Source organism: Pseudomonas lactucae (genome assembly GCF_016937615.1).
Lineage (GTDB): Bacteria > Pseudomonadota > Gammaproteobacteria > Pseudomonadales > Pseudomonadaceae > Aquipseudomonas > Aquipseudomonas lactucae.
In genome coordinates, this window is record NZ_JAFHKI010000026.1 from 1 (window position 1) to 17,069 (window position 17,069).

Below are 17,069 nucleotides of genomic sequence, written 5' to 3' on the forward strand. Positions count from 1 at the left end.
GTGGTTCAGTAGTACAACTTTGACTGAACCACGCCATCGGGAGCAAGCCCCCTCCCACATTTTTGACCGCATTCCGACCGGTTAAACGCGCTCTTGCTGCTTGGGCTCGCGAATCTTGTACCAGGCCACATACAGCGCCGGCAAAAACAGCAGCGTCAGCAAGGTAGCGATGATGATCCCGCCGATCATCGCGTAGGCCATCGGCCCCCAGAACACCTCACGTGCGATAGGAATCATGCCCAGGCTCGCCGCAGCCGCCGTGAGCAGAATCGGTCGGCGCCGGTGCTCGGTCGCTTCCACCACCGCATCCCACGGGGTGTAGCCTGCCAGCTCGTATTCATGGATCTGCGTCACCAGGATCACCGAGTTACGGATGATGATGCCGATCAGCGCCAAAATACCCAGGATCGCCACGAAGCCCATCGGCGTGCCCGTGGGGATCAGCGCCAGCACCACGCCAATCAGGCCCAGCGGCGCAACACTCGCCACCAGGAACATCTTCTGCACACTGTGCAGCTGGATCATCAGGAAGGTCGCCATGAGGAACAGCATCAACGGCACCACGCTGGCAATCGGGCCCTGGGCCTTGCCGCTTTCTTCCACGGTGCCGCCGGTAGCGACTTTGTAGCCCACCGGCAAGCCCGCGCTGAACCTGTCGATATCCGGCTGGAGTTGCTTCACCAAGTCCGTCGGCTGCATCTCATCACGCACCGACGCCTTGATGGTGATGGTCGGCTTACGGTCGCGGCGCCACACCAGCGGCTGCTCCAGTTCATAACGCACGGTGGCGAAGGCCAGCAGCGGGATCGAGCCGCCGTTGGGCGTCACGATCTGCAGGTTCTGCAAGGTTTCCGGGGTGCCGCGCTCGGCGTCTTCGGCGCGGCCAACCACGTTGATCAGGTAGATATCGTCGTGCACCTGGGTCACAGAGGCACCGCTGACCACGCTGTTCATCAACTGCGCCACGTCTTCCGACGACAGCCCCAGTTGGCGCGCCTTGTCTTGGGCGATGTCGATACGCAGCACTTTGCCCGGCTCGTTCCAGTCGTAGATGATCTCGCCCAGGTGGGTGTTTTTATCCAGCATGGTCGCCAGCTCGATGGCGTGTTTGCGCACCTGGTCGGTGTCTTTGCCGGACACCCGGTACTGGATCGGACGCCCCACCGGCGGGCCCATTTCCAATGGCTGCACAAAGCTGCCGATGCCGACAAAATCATCACGCAGGCGTTTTTGCAGGCGCGCAATCAAGGCGCCGCGTTCTTCCAGGCCCTTACTCACGATGACCAGTTGCGCGTAGTAGGGATTTTCCAATTGCTGATCAAGGGGCAGGTAAAAACGGATCGCGCCCTGGCCGATGTAAGTGCTCCAGCGGGCGATGTCCGGGTCGTCCTTGATGATCGCTTCCAGGCGGTCGACGGCCTTGCGCGTCTCGTTGATCGAGGCGTTTTGCGGCAGGTTCAGGTCGACCAGGATTTCCGGGCGGTCCGACGACGGGAAGAACTGGTTCTGCACGAACTGCATGGAGAACACCGACGCCGCGAACAGCGCCACGGTGATGCCGATGGCCCACCAGCGGTTGCGCATGGCCCACAGCATGCCGCCATTGAAGGCCCGACCAATGCGCCCCGGCTCGGCGTTGTGCGGTTTCACCTTGGCGCTGAGGATATGCACGCCGATCACCGGCGCAAACAGCACCGCCACCACCCACGACACCAGCATCGCCACCGCGATGACCGCGAACAGGGTGAAGGTGTACTCACCCGCCGAACTGGCGTTGAGGCCAATCGGCACAAAACCGGCGACGGTCACCAAGGTACCGGTGAGCATCGGGAACGCCGTCGAGGTGTAGGCGTAAGTGGCCGCCTGTTCCTTGGTTTCGCCTTTTTCCAGGCGTGTGATCATCATCTCCACGGTGATCATCGCGTCGTCCACCAACAGGCCGAGGGCGATAATCAACGCGCCCAGCGAGACCCTCTGCATGGTGATACCGCTGTATTCCATGAACACGAACACCAGCGCCAGCACCAATGGGATCGAGCACGCCACCACCAGCCCGGCACGCATGCCCAGGCTGATAAAACTCACCACCAGCACGATGATCACGGCTTCGAACAAGGCGCTGGTAAAGCCGCCGACGGCCTCTTCCACCACTTCGGCCTGGTCGGACACCTTGTGCACACCGACGCCCATCGGCAGGTCGGCGGTCAGCTCATCCATGCGCGTATGCAAGGCCTTGCCGAACGACTGGATATTGCCGCCCTTCTGCATGGCGATGGCCAAGCCGATGGCCGGCTTGCCATTGAAACGAAACATCGGCCGCGCCGGGTCGACGTAGCCACGGCTGATGTCGGCGATATCCGCCAGCCGATAGAAGCGGTCATTGAGGCGCAGATTGACGTTGGCCAAGTCCTTCTCCGAGGCGAACTGCCCCGAGGTGCGCACGGAAATCCGCTCCGGCCCGGCTTCGATCACCCCGGCCGGCGTCACGGCATTCTGCGATTGCAGGCTCTGCACCACTTGGCGCTGATCCACACCCAGCGCCGCCAGCTTGCGCGTGGAGAAATTCAGGTAAATCACTTCGTCCTGCTGGCCGATCATCTCGACCTTGCCCAACCCCGGCACCGAGCGGATTTCGGCGCGGACCTGCTCAACGTAGTCGCGCAGCTGGCGCATGGACAGGCCATCGCCGGTAAAGGCGTACACCGAGCCGAACACGTCACCGAACTCATCGTTGAACGATGGCCCTTGCAAGCCCTGGGGGAAGCTGCCGCGAATATCGTCGATCTTCTTGCGGACCTGGTACCAGATCTCCGGGATGGCCTTGGCGCTGGTGGTGTCCTTGAGGAACACAAATACCGTGGACTCACCCGGCCGGTGTAGCTTTTCACGTAGTCGAGGGCGTCGAGCTCTTCGAGTTTTTTCTCGATGCGGTCGGTGACCTGCTTGAGGGTTTCTTCCTGGGTCGCGCCCGGCCAGCGGGTCTGGATGACCATGGTCTTGATGGTGAACGAGGGGTCTTCCTCGCGGCCCAGGTTCATGTACGAGAACACGCCCATCAACAGCGCGACGAACATCAGGTACCACACGAAGGACTGATGTTTGAGGGCCCAGTCGGATAAGTTGAAGCTGCGTTTCATCGCGGGCTGTCCTCGTCGATTTTGACTTTCTGCCCGGGTTTCAGGCTGTTCACGCCGGCGGTGACTATCCGTTCGCCGGGTTTGACGCCGGCGTTGAGCAAGGCATTGCTGGCGTCACGGCTGACCACGCTGACGTCACGCGGTTGCACGGTCTGGCTTGGGGTGTCGAGAATCCAGATGCGGGTCTTGCCGTCGACTTCCTGCAAGGCGCTGACCGGCACCTCAAGGCGCGGCGCGATGGCGCTGCTCAAAGTCACGCTGATCGCCGTGCCCAAGCGAAACGCGGCGGGCGTCTCGCTCAGGCTCAGGCGCGCGCGCCGGGTACGCGTGGCGCTCTGGGCCTGGGGTTCGATCTCGCGCACGATGGCGGTGGTGTTGACGCTGGGGTCCAGTTGCCCGGCAACAAGGAACACCACGTCCGGCGGCAAGCGCTCGGCGAGGCCGGCGGGCAGGTCGATCACCGCTTCCTTGATGTCCGGGCGGGCCAGGGTCACCACTTGCTGGCCGGCGCTGACCACCTGGCCGGCCTCGGCGTTCCAGGCAGTGACAATGCCGGCGTGGTCGGTGCGCAGTTCGGCGTAATTGAGCTGATCCTTGGCCTGGTTGACCGAAGCTTGGGCCTGGTCGAGGCTAGCCTGGGTGGTTTTCAGGTCGGTCTGGGCCACATCCAGCTGGGCCTGGGCGCCGACACCGCGATTGAACAATTCCTGCTGGCGCCGCGCGTTGGCCTGGGCATTGATGTACTGCGCCTGGACGCGGGCGAGGTCGCCCTGGGCGGCGCGCAACTGGTTTTGTTGATCGGTGGGATCCAGCACCGCGAGCAAGGCGCCCTTCTCCACTTCGGCGCCCACATCCACGGCGCGACGGGCGATACGCCCTGGCACACGAAAGCCCAGGTTGCTTTCATAGCGCGCCTGGATGGTGCCGGCGAAACGGCCAAGGGTTTCCTGGTCTTCGGATTTCACTTCCATGGACAACACCGGGCGCACGGGCTCGGGCGGCGGTTCTTGCTTCGAACAGGCGACCAGCAACAGACTGGCCGCGAGTAACACCGTCAGGCGCTTCATGGCTGGGCTCCTGCCTGGGCAATCTCGACGATCATGCCGGGATGCAGCAATTGCCCACCGGCCACCACGACTTTTTCGCCGCCCTTGAGGCCGTCGCCGATGATGACTTTACCGGTCAGGTAGCGCGCCACGCTGACCTTGTGCAGTTGCGCCTTGCCGTCACCGTCCACCAGCCACACAGCAGGTTCGCTGAGGTCCTTGGTGAGTGCCGACCACGGCAATTCGATGCTCGATTTGGCCGGCCCATTCGCGGTGGCACTCACCACCGAGCCCAGCTCCATGCCCTTGGGCAAGGCTTGCAGAGCGATCTTCACTTGCACGGTGCCGGTGTTGGCGGCCACGGCCGGGGTGATTTCCCGCACTTTGCCTTGGGCCGTGATCGCAGGGTTATCCAGCAGGCTGACGGTGATCGGCGCGTCGGCCGGCGGTTCCACCAGCAGCGACTCATAGACGTTGAACACCGCATCGCGCTCGCCATCGCGGGCCAGGCTGAAGATCGGCACGGTGGCCTGCACCACCTGGCCGACCTCGGCCTGGCGCGCGGTGATCACACCGGGGGCTTCGGCGATCAACGCGGTATAGCCCAGTTGTTCGCGGGCGTTGGCGAGTTGGGCCTGCGCCGCGGCCAGCGCACTTTGGCTGCTGCGCAAGGCGGCCTGGGCCGAATCGTATTCGCTGCGACTGGTGTAGCCCTTGGGCAGGAGTTTTTGCTGGCGCACAAAGGCCGCAGCCGTCTGCTTGACCCGCGCCTGCTCGGCCACCACCTGGGCCTGGGCGGAATCGACGTTGGTCTGCAAATCCTTGGGGTCGAGCTTGGCCAGCACTTGCCTGGCGCTGACGCGGTCGCCCACGTCCACCATGCGCTGGATGATCTTGCCGCCCACGCGGAACGACAGATCGGTTTGCACGCGGGCCTGGATATCCCCGGTCAGCGTGACGGCCGCGGCAAAATCCGCCGGCTGCACGGTTTGCACAAATACCCGTGAATGGGCCTTGGGCTCGGCTTTTTCCTGGCCACAAGCACTCAGCAACACCACTAAGCCCAGGCCGACAATACAGATGGAGATACGACCGCCCATGCAGACTCCTTGTGCGCGATGCGATGTGCCAGTGTGTATGCGACTGTGAGCTTAGTTCAGGGTTCCTTATCTGCATGGGGAAGACGGCCTCATCGGGGGCAAGCCCCCTCCCACATTTGACCGTATGAACCCGATCCAGTGTGGGAGGGGGCTTGCCCCCGATGAGGCCAGAACAATCACTGAATAATCAGCCCTGCCACTTCCCGCCTTCAACAATCACACTCTCCGGCTTGGTGTCATCGCTCAGCTCTTTGCGCACATATTGGTCGTACAGCTTGAGCAAAAACTTCTCTTCGCCCAACTTCACCAACTCGGCATTCACCCAGTCGCGCAGTTCGATATTGCCCTTCTTCACCGCTGGCGCAATCGGCGCTTCGTCGCCGAGTTTTTCTTCCAGCACACGGTAGCCAGGGTTCTGCTTGGCCCAGCTGAACAGCACCAGATTGTCCTGCGCATAGGCGTCGCCACGCCCGGCCGACAGCGCTTGCAGCGACTCGGAGTTTTTCTCGAACTTGAGCAGTTTCCAATCCGGGTGGTTCTTGGTCAGCCAGATATCGGCCGTGGTGCCGGTGGTGACGATGGTGGTACGGGTGGCCAGGTCGTTCAGGCTTTTGACCGCGCTGTTATTCGGCACCAGGGCCTGTACCGCGACTTTCAGGTTGGGGTTGGTGAAGTCCACCGCTTCCTTGCGCTCCGGCGTGACGGTCATGTTGGCGAGGATCAGGTCGACCTTGTCGCTTTGCAAAAACGGAATACGGCTGGCCGGTTCCACCGCGACGAATTCGACTTTGTTCTCGTCGCCCAGCAGGTCCTTGGCGAATTGGCGGCCGATGTCGGTATCGAAGCCGACGTAGCGACCGGCCTCATTCACAAAGCCGAACGGCGGTTTGTCGGTGAACACGCCGACAATCAGCTTATCGCGCGCCTTGATTTTATCGATGTAGCTGACAGCCGCGGGTTTTACCGGCTCTTCGGCCTTTTTATCGCAGCCGGCCAGCAAGGCGACGGCCAACAATGGCAGCAGTAACTTTTTCATATCAGTTCCAGTTCCTTGATCTTTTTGGGCAGTGTTGAAACGAAGGAGAACTTCTCCAGGAACTGCTGCGCGCGTGCGGTTTGCGGGTTCGTAAAGAATGCCTCGGGGGTGTTGTGTTCGAGGATGCGGCCGGCCTCCATAAACACCACGCGGTCGGCGACGGCGCGGGCGAAGGCCATTTCATGGGTGACGATCAACAGGGTCATGCCCTCGCGGGCCAGGCCCTGGATCACCTCCAGCACTTCCTTGACCATCTCCGGGTCGAGGGCGGCGGTGACTTCGTCAAACAGCATGACCTGCGGGTTCATGCACAACGAGCGGACGATCGCGATACGTTGCTGCTGTCCGCCGGAGAGCTGGCGTGGGAAGGCGTCGCGCTTGTCGGCCAGGCCCACGCGTTCAAGTAGTTTTTCGGCCTGGGCACGCGCTTCACGGGGGTCGCGCTTTTGCACTTTGAGCGGGCCAAGCAGGATGTTGTCGAGCACGCTCATGTGCGGGAACAGGTGGTAGCTCTGGAATACCATGCCGATGTCCTGGCGCACCTGGCGCCAGTCGGTGGTTTTATCCAGCAGCTCTTTCCCTGCAAAGCGCAGGCTGCCGCTGTGGGCGACTTCCAGCCCGTTGAGGCAGCGCAGCAAGGTGCTTTTGCCGCAGCCGCTGGGGCCGAGGATCACCACCACCTCGCCGCTGTGCACGGTCAGGTCGATGCCCTTGAGCACCTGCTGCTCGCCAAAGAATTTGTTGAAACCCTGAAACTCGATCAATGCGCTCATGCTTGGGCCCAGCGCCGTTCCAGCACCTTGGAGGCGGCCGACAACGGGTAGCAGATAAAGAAGAAAAACAGGAACAGCGCGCCGTAGATCAACACCGACTCATAGGTGCGCTCGATAATTTGCTGGCCGACCTTGATCACGTCCACCACGCCGATCAGCACCGCCAGGGAACTGGTCTTGATGATGCGCGTGTAGACGTTGATGGTCGGCGGCGTCATACGCTTGAGGGCCTGGGGCAGCAGCACATAACCGTACAGCTGGGGGTCCGACAGGCCGATCGACAAGCCGGCTTCACGCTGGCCACGGGGCAGCGAATGCAGGGCGCCGCGTACCACCTCGCCGACCTCGCTGGCACCCCACAGCGACAGCACCAGCACCGCGCACCAGAAGCTGGGGATGCTCAAGCCAAAGAAAATCGGCATCCCGAAGAACAACAGGTACAACCACACCAGCACCGGAATGGCGCGGAACAGTTCCAGATACACCCGCAGCACGGCGTTGATCAGCTTGCTGTTCAGCGTGCGCAACACGCCATACAACACACCGCCCACCGTACTGAAGGCGATGCTCAGGAAAGAAATCGACAGGGTTTGTGCAGCGCCCTTGCCCAGTTGCGGCAACGACACCCACAACAACTCAAGACCCGAACTGGCCATGCTGGAGCCTCCTTTCCAGGCGGCTGAGCAGCAGCGACAGCGGCAGGAACAACAGCACGCAAATCAGCGTCAGCACGGCGAGCATCTCGTAGGTTTTGTAGTAGAGAGCGATGTAGCTCTTGGTGGTGTAGAGAATTTCCGGCACCGCCACGGCGGACACCACGGTGGTTTCCTTGAGCAGGAAGATGAAATTGGCGAACAGCGCCGGCAGGCTGAGGATGCGGCCTGGGGCAGGATCACATGACGCAGCAACTGCCAGTCGGACAGGCCGATGGACTTGCCCGACTCGATCTGTGCCGGCGGCACGGCTTCCACCCCGGCGCGCAGCACTTCGGTGAGGTAGGCACCGCCGAGAAAGGTCATGGTGATGATCGCCGCCCAGAACCCGGAGATATTCAAACCCAGGGCCGGCAAGGCGAAGTACACGAAGAACAGTTGGATCAGCAGCGGTGTGTTACGCGCCAGCTCCACGTACAGCGCCACCAGGCGCGACAGATAGGGCGTGCGAAACACCAGCAGCGCGGCGTTGATCAGTGCCACCAGCAGCGAGGTGGCAATGGCGATCAGGCCCACTTGCAGCGTCACCCCCACGGCGTTCAGAAACGCCGGCAAGGTGCTGAGGATAAAAGTGAAATCGAAGGTCATGGGTAGTCCATATCGCCGCATGGGTAATGCCGCGAGCGCAGTCCGTTCCGACATGGGTAACGTCGGGTAGCGCGAACTTTAAAGGTATAAAAAGTAAAATTTAAATACCAAAATAGCATATTGATATCACCCAAAAAGATAACCTCGGAATTCGCGGGATTGGCGGGTGACGGCTATGGTTGGGGGTCTGCTTTTCGAAGGATTGAACAATGAACAAAGCGAAACCGATTGATCCGCAGGAGCTGGTGAAATGGTTGGTGGCGTTGCGTCGGGCGCTCAATAGCCGGAGTCTCTAGGCTCCCTCCCACATTTTTAATTGCATTCCAAATCCCAGGCATAAAAAAACGCCGACGCTATACCAGCCATCGGCGTTGAAACCTTGAAGGGGTTTTACCGCTCGATCAGAACGCCGGCACGACCGCACCGTTGTACTTCTTCTCGATGAAGGCTTTGACTTCCGGGCTGGTCAGGGCTTTGGACAGTTTCTGGATAGCGTCGCTGTCCTTGTTGTCCGGGCGGGCCACCAGGAAGTTCACGTAGGGCGACTTGGCGTCTTCGATGATCAGCGCATCCTTGGCTGGGTTCAGGCCGGCTTCCAGTGCGTAGTTGGTGTTGATCACATCCAGGTCAACCTGGTCCAGCACGCGTGGCAGCAGGGCTGATTCCAGCTCCTTGAATTTCAGATGCTTGGGGTTGTCCTTGATGTCTTTGGGGGTGGATAAGGCGTTGGTCGGGTCTTTGAGTGTAATCAGGCCGTTCTTTTGCAACAGCAATAGGGCACGGCCGCTGTTGGAACCTTCGTTGGGAATGGCAACGGTGGCGCCATCTTTGAGGTCTTCAATTTTCTTGATCTTATTCGAATAGCCGCCGATGGGTTCAACGTGCACGCCAACCACGGTCACCAGATTAGTACCCTTGCCCTTGTTGAAGTTTTCCAGGTACGGCAGGGTCTGGAAGTAGTTGGCGTCCAGACGCTTTTCGGCGACTTGCACGTTGGGCTGCACGTAGTCGGTGAAGACCTTGATCTGCAGGTCCACGCCTTCTTTGGCCAGGGTCGGCTTGATCAGCTCAAGGATCTCGGCATGCGGGATCGGGGTGGCAGCCACCACCAGTTTCTCGTTGGCTTGGGCGAAGCCGGCAGTCAGGGCAGCCGCCAGTGCGGTAAACAACAGAACCTTTTTCATGCAATGTCCTTCTAACGACCGTTTTTATGTGAGGTGCCAGCGAAACGCTATCGCGGCGTGAAGCGGACAATACCTAGATTTTTTATTCCCGAACAATATCTTTTATTCACGTTGATATTCCATTTTGCTCATGTAGGAATTTGCGCAGGCTTTCCTGCTCCGCAGGGCTGGCAGTGTTAAAGATTCGCTGCACCTGTTCCAACGGCGAACCGGCCACTGGCAGGTTCAAATGTTCGGGCAAAATCTCGTCGCCACTGCTCACCAGCAAGGCAAAGTGAATGACGTTTTCCAGTTCGCGGGTATTGCCCGGCCAACTATGACGCTCCAGTACACGCTGGGCATCGTCGCTGATCAGCGGCACCGGCAGGTCCAGGCGCTGGCTGTAGATGCCGAGGAAATACTCGGCCAGCGACAGAATATCGCCGACCCGCTCGCGCAGCGCCGGCAGGTCCAGCTGCCCTTCACTCAAGTAATGGAACAGGCGCTCATTGAATTTGCCCGCCGCCACCGCCTGGGCCAGGTCGATGCTGGTGGCTGCCACCAGGCGCACGTCCACCGGGCTGGGTTGATGGGCGCCAACGCGGGTGACTTCGTGATTTTCCAGCGCGGCGAGCAATTTGACCTGGATCGGCAGCGGCAAGTCGCCGATCTCGTCCAGGTAAAGCGTGCCGCCATTAGCCGAACCGAACCATCCGGCGCGACTGCTGGCCGTGCCACTGTGGCTGCCGGCGGCATAGCCGAACAACTCGGCATCGGCATACGTAGGGCTGATCGCGCCGCAATTGACCGAGACAAACAAACCGGTACGGTCACTGCCACGGTGAATATGCCGCGCCAGCAATTCCTTACCGCTGCCGGTCTCGCCGCGAATCAACACGGGCAAGGCGCGGGGTGCAAGGCTTTCGAGGTCTTCGCGCAACTGGCGGGAGCGGGGATCGACGAACACCAGCGCCTTGGCGCGGATGCTCAACGGGCTTTTTTCGGCGTCGGGGAAGGTCAGCAGTGGCTGGCCGAAGGTTTCATGCAGACTCATGGCAGGCTCCCGCCCCAATCCACTCAGGGACAGGGCGTTGAAAGAAGGTTACGCACTACGCCGGGCGTGATGCTCAAGGCGGTGTTGCAGGCGATAGAGGTAGGCGAACCCCTGCTCCCAGCGCTGATGGCCGGACTTCACATTGATATGCCCGGCGCCGGAAAGGATGCCGGCTTCGGCGCCCCAGTTACGCGCCAGCTCCAGCGCACGCGGGGTGCTGACGGCACTGTCGTTGTCGGAGCTCACCACCTGGCTGGGAAACGGCAGCAGGTCGGTCGGGATCGGTGCGAAGTTGCGCAAGGCAGGCGAGCAGGCTGGGCGTTCGACATCCGCCGGCGCCACCAACAGGGCGCCGCGCACCTGGCGCAGCACGTGCACCGGCGCGGTGGCCGCCCAATGTGCCACGGTGATGCAACCCAGGCTGTGGGCGATCAGGATGACCGGCGTGCTGTCGGCGGCGATGGCCTCGGCCAGCGCCGCCACCCAATCCTCGCGGCGCGGCGTCAGCCAATCGGCCTGTTCCACGCGCGCACTGTTGGGCAGGCTGTGCTGCCAATGGGTTTGCCAATGATCTTCTGGCGATCCTTGCCAGCCCGGCACGATCAGGTAACGAATCGATTCGCTGTGCATGGGTGCCCTCCTGCAGCGTTTAACGTTGCTGATCAGTATAGGGACGCGGATTATGTTCGTTAAGGAATAAGAAGCTATTTATTAATAACCAAAATCTCAAACTCATTGAAGATCAAACTGTGGGAAGGGGCTTGCTCCCTCCCACATTCCTGCGCTGCCTGGCGCCAAGGTGACGTTTTCCAGTGCATTTCAGACAGGCAAAAAACTCAATCAAGGCATGGTTCAACGGAGCTGTTTGCGCACAAATCGAACAGTTCAGTCTGTAAACACTGCCCCGCCGCGCTCAGACCGCTGCGTGCATACAACGCCAGGCGCACGCCCTGCACCACGGGCAAACCGCTCTCTGCGCCGACTACGACATGTCCGGCCTGCACCACCCTCAGCGGCAATAGACTCACACCCAACCCCGCCGCCACCGCCGAACACACGCTGGCCAGGCTCGCGCTGGAATAGCCGATACGCCAGCGCCAGCCGCTCACTTCCAGGTGGTGCAGCATTTCATTGCGGTACAGGCCGCCCACGGGAAATGCCACCAACGGCAAAGGATCGCGCCCCAGGCACGGCGTGCTGCGGCTGTCTACCCAGCACAACGGCTCGGGCCACGAGGCCAGGCAGTCATCGCTGCTGCCCATCTGCTTGACCAGCAGCACGTCGAATTCACCATTGCGGTACTGGCGCTGCAACTCGGGCCCCAGGCCGCTGGTGACCTCCAGGCGCACCCGTGGATACGCCAGCACAAACGCCGACAGCAACGGCATCAGTCGCTGCGCCGCAAAGTCTTCCGGCACGCCCAGGCGCAGCACACCGTCACTTTGCTGGTTGATCAACACATCGGCGGCCTCTTCGTGCAGCGCCAGAATGCGTCGCGCATAGGCCAGCAAGCGCTCGCCCTCGGCGGTGGCAACGACGCGCCGTTGATCGCGGTCCAGCAACTGGCACGCCACTGCGTCTTCCAGGCGGCGGATCTGCTGGCTGACAGTGGACTGGGTCAAATGCAGGCGCTCGGCGGCGCGGGTGAAGTTGCCGCAATCCACCACGGCGACGAAGCTGCGCAGCAATACAGGATCGAACATGATCATTCTCGTTGCCACTGGTTGGCATGGTTATATTTAATTTCAGAATACCGGGGGGCGCTGGCCATACTCACGCCTCTTTTACCGAAGTGCAAAGGCGCTGCATGACCCTCAATAAATCTTTCGCCGGCTGGGGCCTGCTGGTGGTGCTGGGCCTGAACCTGCGGCCGATCCTGAGTTCCATCAGCCCGTTGCTCGGCGAGATCCGCCAAGCCACCGGCCTGAGCTTCCAGAGCAGCGCCCTGCTCACCAGCCTGCCGGTGGTGTGCATGGGCCTGGTGGCGCTGGTAGGCGTGCGCGTGGAAGCGCGGTTGGGTGAACGACGCGGTATCGCCCTGGGCTTGATGCTGATTCTGCTGGCTTGCCTGGCGCGTTGGTGGATGGGCCAGGGCTCGGCACTGCTGGTTACGGCCTTGCTCGGAGGGGCCGGTGTGGCGCTGATCCAGGCGTTGGTGCCGGCGATGATCAAGCGTGAATTCCATCGTCGCGTGCCAGTGGCGATGGGCGTGTACTCGGCCTCACTGATGGCCGGGGGCGGTTTGGCGGCGTTGCTCAGTCCGCTGGTGGCCACGCATTTCCAGCAATGGCAGGCGGGGTTGGGCGTGTGGCTGTTGCCGGCGCTGGGCGCCTTGTTGTTGTGGGCCTGGCTGCCGCTGGGAGCGGCGAGGAATCCTCAGGTGGTGCCCGCGTTCAAAGGCCTGCGCAATCGGCGCGCGTGGCTGCTGGCGCTGTATTTCGGGCTGGTGAACTGCGGCTACATGAGCCTGGTGGCATGGCTGCCGGCCTATTATCAGCAATTGGGTTGGGACGTGTTGCCCAGTGGCTCGTTACTGGCCTTCATGACGATCTTCCAAGTGATCGCCGCGCTCTTGATGCCCGTGCTGGCGCAACGCGGCATCGACCGTCGGCCGTTGCTCGGCATCAGCCTGCTGGCCCAGACCATCGGCTACCTCGGCCTGCTGCTGGCGCCGCTGCAATTTCCCCACCTGTGGGTGGCCTTGTGCGGCTTCGGCCTGGGCGCCTGTTTTGCCCTGAGCCTGCTGCTGACCCTCGACCATCACCGCGACCCTCGCCAAGCCGGGCAACTGGCGGCCTTCGTGCAGGGAGTGGGCTTTCTAATCAACGCGGTTTCGCCATGGATGACCGGCTGGCTGCGCGAACTCACCGGCCACTTCACCAGCGCCTGGGTGGTGCTGACGGTGACCGCGCTGGCGATGCTGGTGGTGACGCGGGTGTTCAGCCCGGCCACCTATCGCAGCGGGCTAGAAGGCGTAGCGCCCGGTCACCATTGCTAGCGACAAATGTTTGCGCCTTTCGCAAGAGCAAGTTCGGGGGCTTCAGCGAACTCATAGACAGCTGCGGAACCTGAAAATATACAGCGGGTATTTTCTAAGCCTATTTATTTCCAAGTTCTCGTCGCTTACACCAGCTTCGAATCCAACCCCGACCAGCCCATTAAGGGCTCGCTAGAAATCACCGACAAGAATGACCATGACAAGTCGCCACTTAAACTTAATAAATATATAAAAAATATGAAGCACTGTCGCACAACGAGTTTCTTCTTTTGCAAAGCAAACACATGTGTCGACTTACTGAGTGATATTAGGAGAATCAAATCCGCAAATCGCCTCAGGAATAGTTACCCTCATTGCATCCAACATGTTCGGTGAGCAACGATCACACTGCATCGAGTGGAACGCCGCTCATTCACCCCTGCACTTCACAACCCACTACTTCAATGAAAATCAGGACAATGTCTGATGGACTGTATCTTTTGCAACATCGCCTGCGGCACAGCACCCGCTCATTTGCTATGGGAAGACCAGACCCACATGGCCTTTCTCTCCCTCTTTCCCAACACGCCAGGTTTCAGCGTCGTCATTCCCAAAAATCATCATGGCAGCTATGCGTTTGCCGAGTCGGACAAGGTGCTTTGCGACCTGATTGTCGCGGCCAAAAAAACTGCGCTGCTCCTCGATAGGGCGCTGGAGGGTGTCGCGAGGACAGGGATGATTCTGGAGGGGTATGGTGTTGACCATCTGCACGCAAAACTTTTCCCCATGCACGGCACTGGCGAAGAGAGCACCTTCAAAAAGATCAGTTCAAGCGTGGACACCTTCTTTGATCGTTATGAGGGCTATATCTCCTCCCACGACTCAGTGAAGGCTGACGATTCGGTACTGGCTGCACTGGCCGCGCATATTCGGCTTTTTGCGGATGCCGGTGCCATACACCGTCGAGGTGAATGAACTTTGCGTAACAGCCCACCCATATTCCACTTCGATCTATAAAAATAAAAAGAGCTTGTTTGAAGGAATTAGAGCCTGCATTTAAAACCTCAGCTCCGTGCATCGTGCGCCAGTCCGACACTATTGGCCTGGGGCCGAAGAAGCCTTTGTCGACTCATTGGCCAGCGGCGAACTCAAGGCGCTGCACTGGCGCAACCTGCCCCATACACTCGACAGTTTGAACAACCGCTGCGGCGTGATCAGCCGCGCTGGGGGTCGCTTGTCGCCAGCGGCGAAGGCGCTGATCGAGAGCTTGCGGGCGGTGGAAAACCGAACCGATTGGCCCGTGCAAACGTCCCGAAGTCATTGAAGCGCACGCCCATCTCGGCCATGACCTTATGCGCCACCCTGGTCGTCATCTGGCGAATGTAGAACGGCTCCTTCACCACAAAATGATGAATCCCGTGGGTGCTGCCGAAGTTGAAGCAGAACGCCTGCAGCGGCCACAGCCACCAGGGATTGAGCACTTGGGTTTGCTGGATCACATTGCCCAGTTCCACATCGCCGTAGTAGTGCATGTTGGAGCTGACAAAGTGCAGGCAAAAGGTGCGCAGCACGTTGGGGCCGATGATCACCACGGCAGCGATGTCGATCACCTGCATCATCTGCAAGGTGCCGGCGGACCAAGCGATTGGCGCGCCCAGCAGGCTGGCGATGCCATTGGCGGCGTGGAAGCCGAGAAACACGTACCACGCGCCCCAATGCAGCAGCGCCAGCGGTGCGTAGACCAGCAGCGAGCGTTTGAGAATCTTGAGTTTGTGGCTCCAGGTCCTGGCGCGCAGCATGCGGATAAACGCCGACATCACGTTATCGCCCACCATCAGCAAGCGCGCAAACCCCCAGGGTTCGCCGTTGGTGATCGCACGCTCCTCCATATCGGTTTCGGTGCCGGAGACTTTGTGATGGTTGAGGTGCAAATGGCGGCGGATCCACGGGTTGATGGTGCTCGGCCGCGCCAGCCACACCAGGCCCATCATCAGGTTGTGCGGCAGGCGCTGCTTGCGAAAATACATGCTATGGATCAGGTCGTGTTCCAGCTCGTGGGTCAGTGAGGCGAGGAAGGCATTGAGCAGCAGGCAGGCCCACCAAGCCATGTGACCGGTGATATAGAGCGCCGCCGAGCCCAGCATACCCAGCAAGGCGAACGCCAGGATGCCCGCGCCCAGGGCGTCCTGATGCAGCAACCAGGGGTGTTGCTGGCGCAGGCGCGCACCTTCGGCGAGGACTACTTCGCGGATATGCGCCGAACGCTGTTGCGCGTTCATCTGCTGGGGACTTGCAGAAGTACCGTCCATGCTCCCATCCTCTTGTTCAATGAAGGGTTACATCCTGCCTCAGGTCACGCGGCAGAACGCTAGCCCCACACGCCAACCTGTTGACCGCAAGCGCCAATCGCCATGACCGAACCCACGTCCCTCGCCAGTTGGACCCGTGCCCTGCGCAAACAGCTCGACGCCCTGGGCCTCGACAGCGCCGCACTCTGCGCCCAGGCCGGGCTCGACCCGCAGCAGATGGACGACCCCAATGCACGCTATCCACTGTCGGCGACCACGCGTTTGTGGGCGCTGGCCGTGCAGGCCAGTGGCGATCCGGCGATAGGGTTGCGCGTGTCACGGTTTGTCAGCCCGACGACGTTTCATGCGCTGGGGTATGCGCTGGTGGCCAGCGGCAGCCTGCGGGAAGTGTTCGAGCGCATCGTGCGTTATCACCAGGTGGTCAGTGATGCGCTGACGCTGGAGCTTATTCGCGACGGCGAACGCTATCGTTTTCGCCTGCTGCAACCCGAAGGCAGCCCGGCGCGGCCTTGGAAGCCATCGATGCGTTTGCGGCGATCTATGTGCGCACCTGCCGCAACCGCCTGGGCCGGGATTACGCGCCCTTGGCCGTGCACTTGCGGCGCCCGGAACCGGCCGATGCCAAACCCTGGCACACGGTGTTCCGCGCGCCGGTGTTTTTTGGCGCCGATGAGGACTGCCTGGAGTTTGCGGCTCAGGACTTCGACAGCCACCTGGACGACGCCAACCCGGAGCTGGCCGAGCACAACGAAACCGTGCTCAAGCGCACCCTCGCCCAGCTGCAACCGCTGACCTGGGAGCGCAAGGTGCGCGCGGCGATCGAAGCGCAGCTGCCCGAAGGCGAGCCGAGCGCCGAACGGATTGCCCAGGCGCTGCACTTGAGTCTGCGCAGCTTGCAGCGGCACCTGGCGGATGAGGGATGCCGGTTCGATGCGCTGCTCAATGAATGCCGGCAGAACCTGGCGCTGCTGCACTTGCGCGACCCGCAGTGCTCATTGGCCGAGATCAGCCATCTGTTGGGATTTGCTGATACCAGCAGCTTTAATCGGGCGTTCAAGCGGTGGACGGGGATGACACCGGGGCAGTTTCGGGATGGGTTGCAGTAGGCCGATGTGGGAGATTTGTGGGGACCTCATCGGGGGCAAGCCCTAACGCCAGTCAGTTAAGGGACAA

At 61.0% G+C, this 17,069-nt stretch carries 12 protein-coding genes and 4 pseudogenes; 4 read left to right on the forward strand and 12 right to left on the reverse strand.

Annotation, left to right across the window (positions count from 1 at the left end; genetic code table 11):
• Positions 1-81: 81 nt before the first annotated feature.
• The 11 genes and pseudogenes from JWR98_RS05610 to JWR98_RS05660 all read right to left on the reverse strand — a co-directional run bounded on the left by JWR98_RS05610 (position 82) and on the right by JWR98_RS05660 (position 12,313).
• Positions 82-3,137 (reverse strand): annotated as a pseudogene (locus JWR98_RS05610) (efflux RND transporter permease subunit).
• Positions 3,134-4,204: an efflux RND transporter periplasmic adaptor subunit gene (locus JWR98_RS05615; RefSeq protein WP_078731078.1), complete on the reverse strand. Its 1,071-nt coding sequence runs from the start codon at positions 4,202-4,204 to the stop codon at positions 3,134-3,136. Before JWR98_RS05615 ends, JWR98_RS05610 begins: the two are co-directional and overlap by 4 nt.
• Complete coding sequence (locus JWR98_RS05620; RefSeq protein ID WP_078731077.1) at positions 4,201-5,283, reverse strand: efflux RND transporter periplasmic adaptor subunit; 1,083 nt, start codon at positions 5,281-5,283, stop codon at positions 4,201-4,203. Before JWR98_RS05620 ends, JWR98_RS05615 begins: the two co-directional genes overlap by 4 nt.
• Positions 5,284-5,470: 187 nt before the next feature.
• Positions 5,471-6,319 carry a transporter substrate-binding domain-containing protein gene (locus JWR98_RS05625; protein WP_078731076.1) on the reverse strand — a complete coding sequence of 283 codons (849 nt, stop codon included), beginning with the start codon at positions 6,317-6,319 and terminating at the stop codon, positions 5,471-5,473.
• Complete coding sequence (locus JWR98_RS05630; RefSeq protein WP_078731075.1) at positions 6,316-7,092, reverse strand: amino acid ABC transporter ATP-binding protein; 777 nt, start codon at positions 7,090-7,092, stop codon at positions 6,316-6,318. Before JWR98_RS05630 ends, JWR98_RS05625 begins: the two co-directional genes overlap by 4 nt.
• Positions 7,089-7,748, reverse strand: coding sequence for an amino acid ABC transporter permease (locus tag JWR98_RS05635; protein WP_078731074.1), 660 nt, complete (start codon positions 7,746-7,748; stop codon positions 7,089-7,091). Before JWR98_RS05635 ends, JWR98_RS05630 begins: the two co-directional genes overlap by 4 nt.
• Positions 7,729-8,393: pseudogene (locus tag JWR98_RS05640) on the reverse strand (amino acid ABC transporter permease). The gene JWR98_RS05635 and the pseudogene JWR98_RS05640 overlap by 20 nt, the downstream one beginning before the upstream one ends.
• A 401-nt stretch (positions 8,394-8,794) precedes the next feature.
• The gene (locus JWR98_RS05645) at positions 8,795-9,577 is read right to left on the reverse strand and encodes a MetQ/NlpA family ABC transporter substrate-binding protein (protein WP_078731072.1); all 783 of its coding nucleotides are present in this window, start codon (positions 9,575-9,577) and stop codon (positions 8,795-8,797) included.
• Positions 9,578-9,683: 106 nt separating this feature from the next.
• Positions 9,684-10,610 (reverse strand): sigma 54-interacting transcriptional regulator, encoded by a 927-nt coding sequence (locus JWR98_RS05650; protein WP_078731071.1) that lies wholly within the window; start codon positions 10,608-10,610, stop codon positions 9,684-9,686.
• A gap of 48 nt (positions 10,611-10,658) precedes the next feature.
• Complete coding sequence (locus JWR98_RS05655) at positions 10,659-11,240, reverse strand: alpha/beta hydrolase (protein WP_078731070.1); 582 nt, start codon at positions 11,238-11,240, stop codon at positions 10,659-10,661.
• Between the two features lie 206 nt (positions 11,241-11,446).
• Positions 11,447-12,313, reverse strand: coding sequence for a LysR family transcriptional regulator (locus tag JWR98_RS05660; protein WP_078731138.1), 867 nt, complete (start codon positions 12,311-12,313; stop codon positions 11,447-11,449).
• 104 nt (positions 12,314-12,417) lie between these two features.
• On the opposite strand from JWR98_RS05660, the gene JWR98_RS05665 reads away from it, so the two are divergent.
• From JWR98_RS05665 to JWR98_RS29950, 3 genes and pseudogenes are all read left to right on the forward strand, one after another.
• Complete coding sequence (locus tag JWR98_RS05665) at positions 12,418-13,608, forward strand: CynX/NimT family MFS transporter (protein WP_205489495.1); 1,191 nt, start codon at positions 12,418-12,420, stop codon at positions 13,606-13,608.
• A gap of 465 nt (positions 13,609-14,073) precedes the next feature.
• Positions 14,074-14,562, forward strand: coding sequence for an HIT family protein (locus JWR98_RS05670; RefSeq protein ID WP_078731068.1), 489 nt, complete (start codon positions 14,074-14,076; stop codon positions 14,560-14,562).
• Positions 14,563-14,663: 101 nt separating this feature from the next.
• Positions 14,664-14,911 (forward strand): annotated as a pseudogene (locus tag JWR98_RS29950) (LysR family transcriptional regulator); the annotation flags it as partial.
• On the opposite strand, the gene JWR98_RS05675 reads toward JWR98_RS29950, so the two are convergent.
• The gene (locus tag JWR98_RS05675; protein WP_078731067.1) at positions 14,802-15,896 is read right to left on the reverse strand and encodes a fatty acid desaturase; all 1,095 of its coding nucleotides are present in this window, start codon (positions 15,894-15,896) and stop codon (positions 14,802-14,804) included. The pseudogene JWR98_RS29950 and the gene JWR98_RS05675 sit on opposite strands and share 110 nt — an antisense overlap.
• 102 nt (positions 15,897-15,998) lie before the next feature.
• Between JWR98_RS05675 and JWR98_RS29705 the strand changes: the two are divergent.
• Positions 15,999-17,002 (forward strand): annotated as a pseudogene (locus JWR98_RS29705) (AraC family transcriptional regulator).
• The last annotated feature ends 67 nt before the right edge of the window (positions 17,003-17,069 follow it).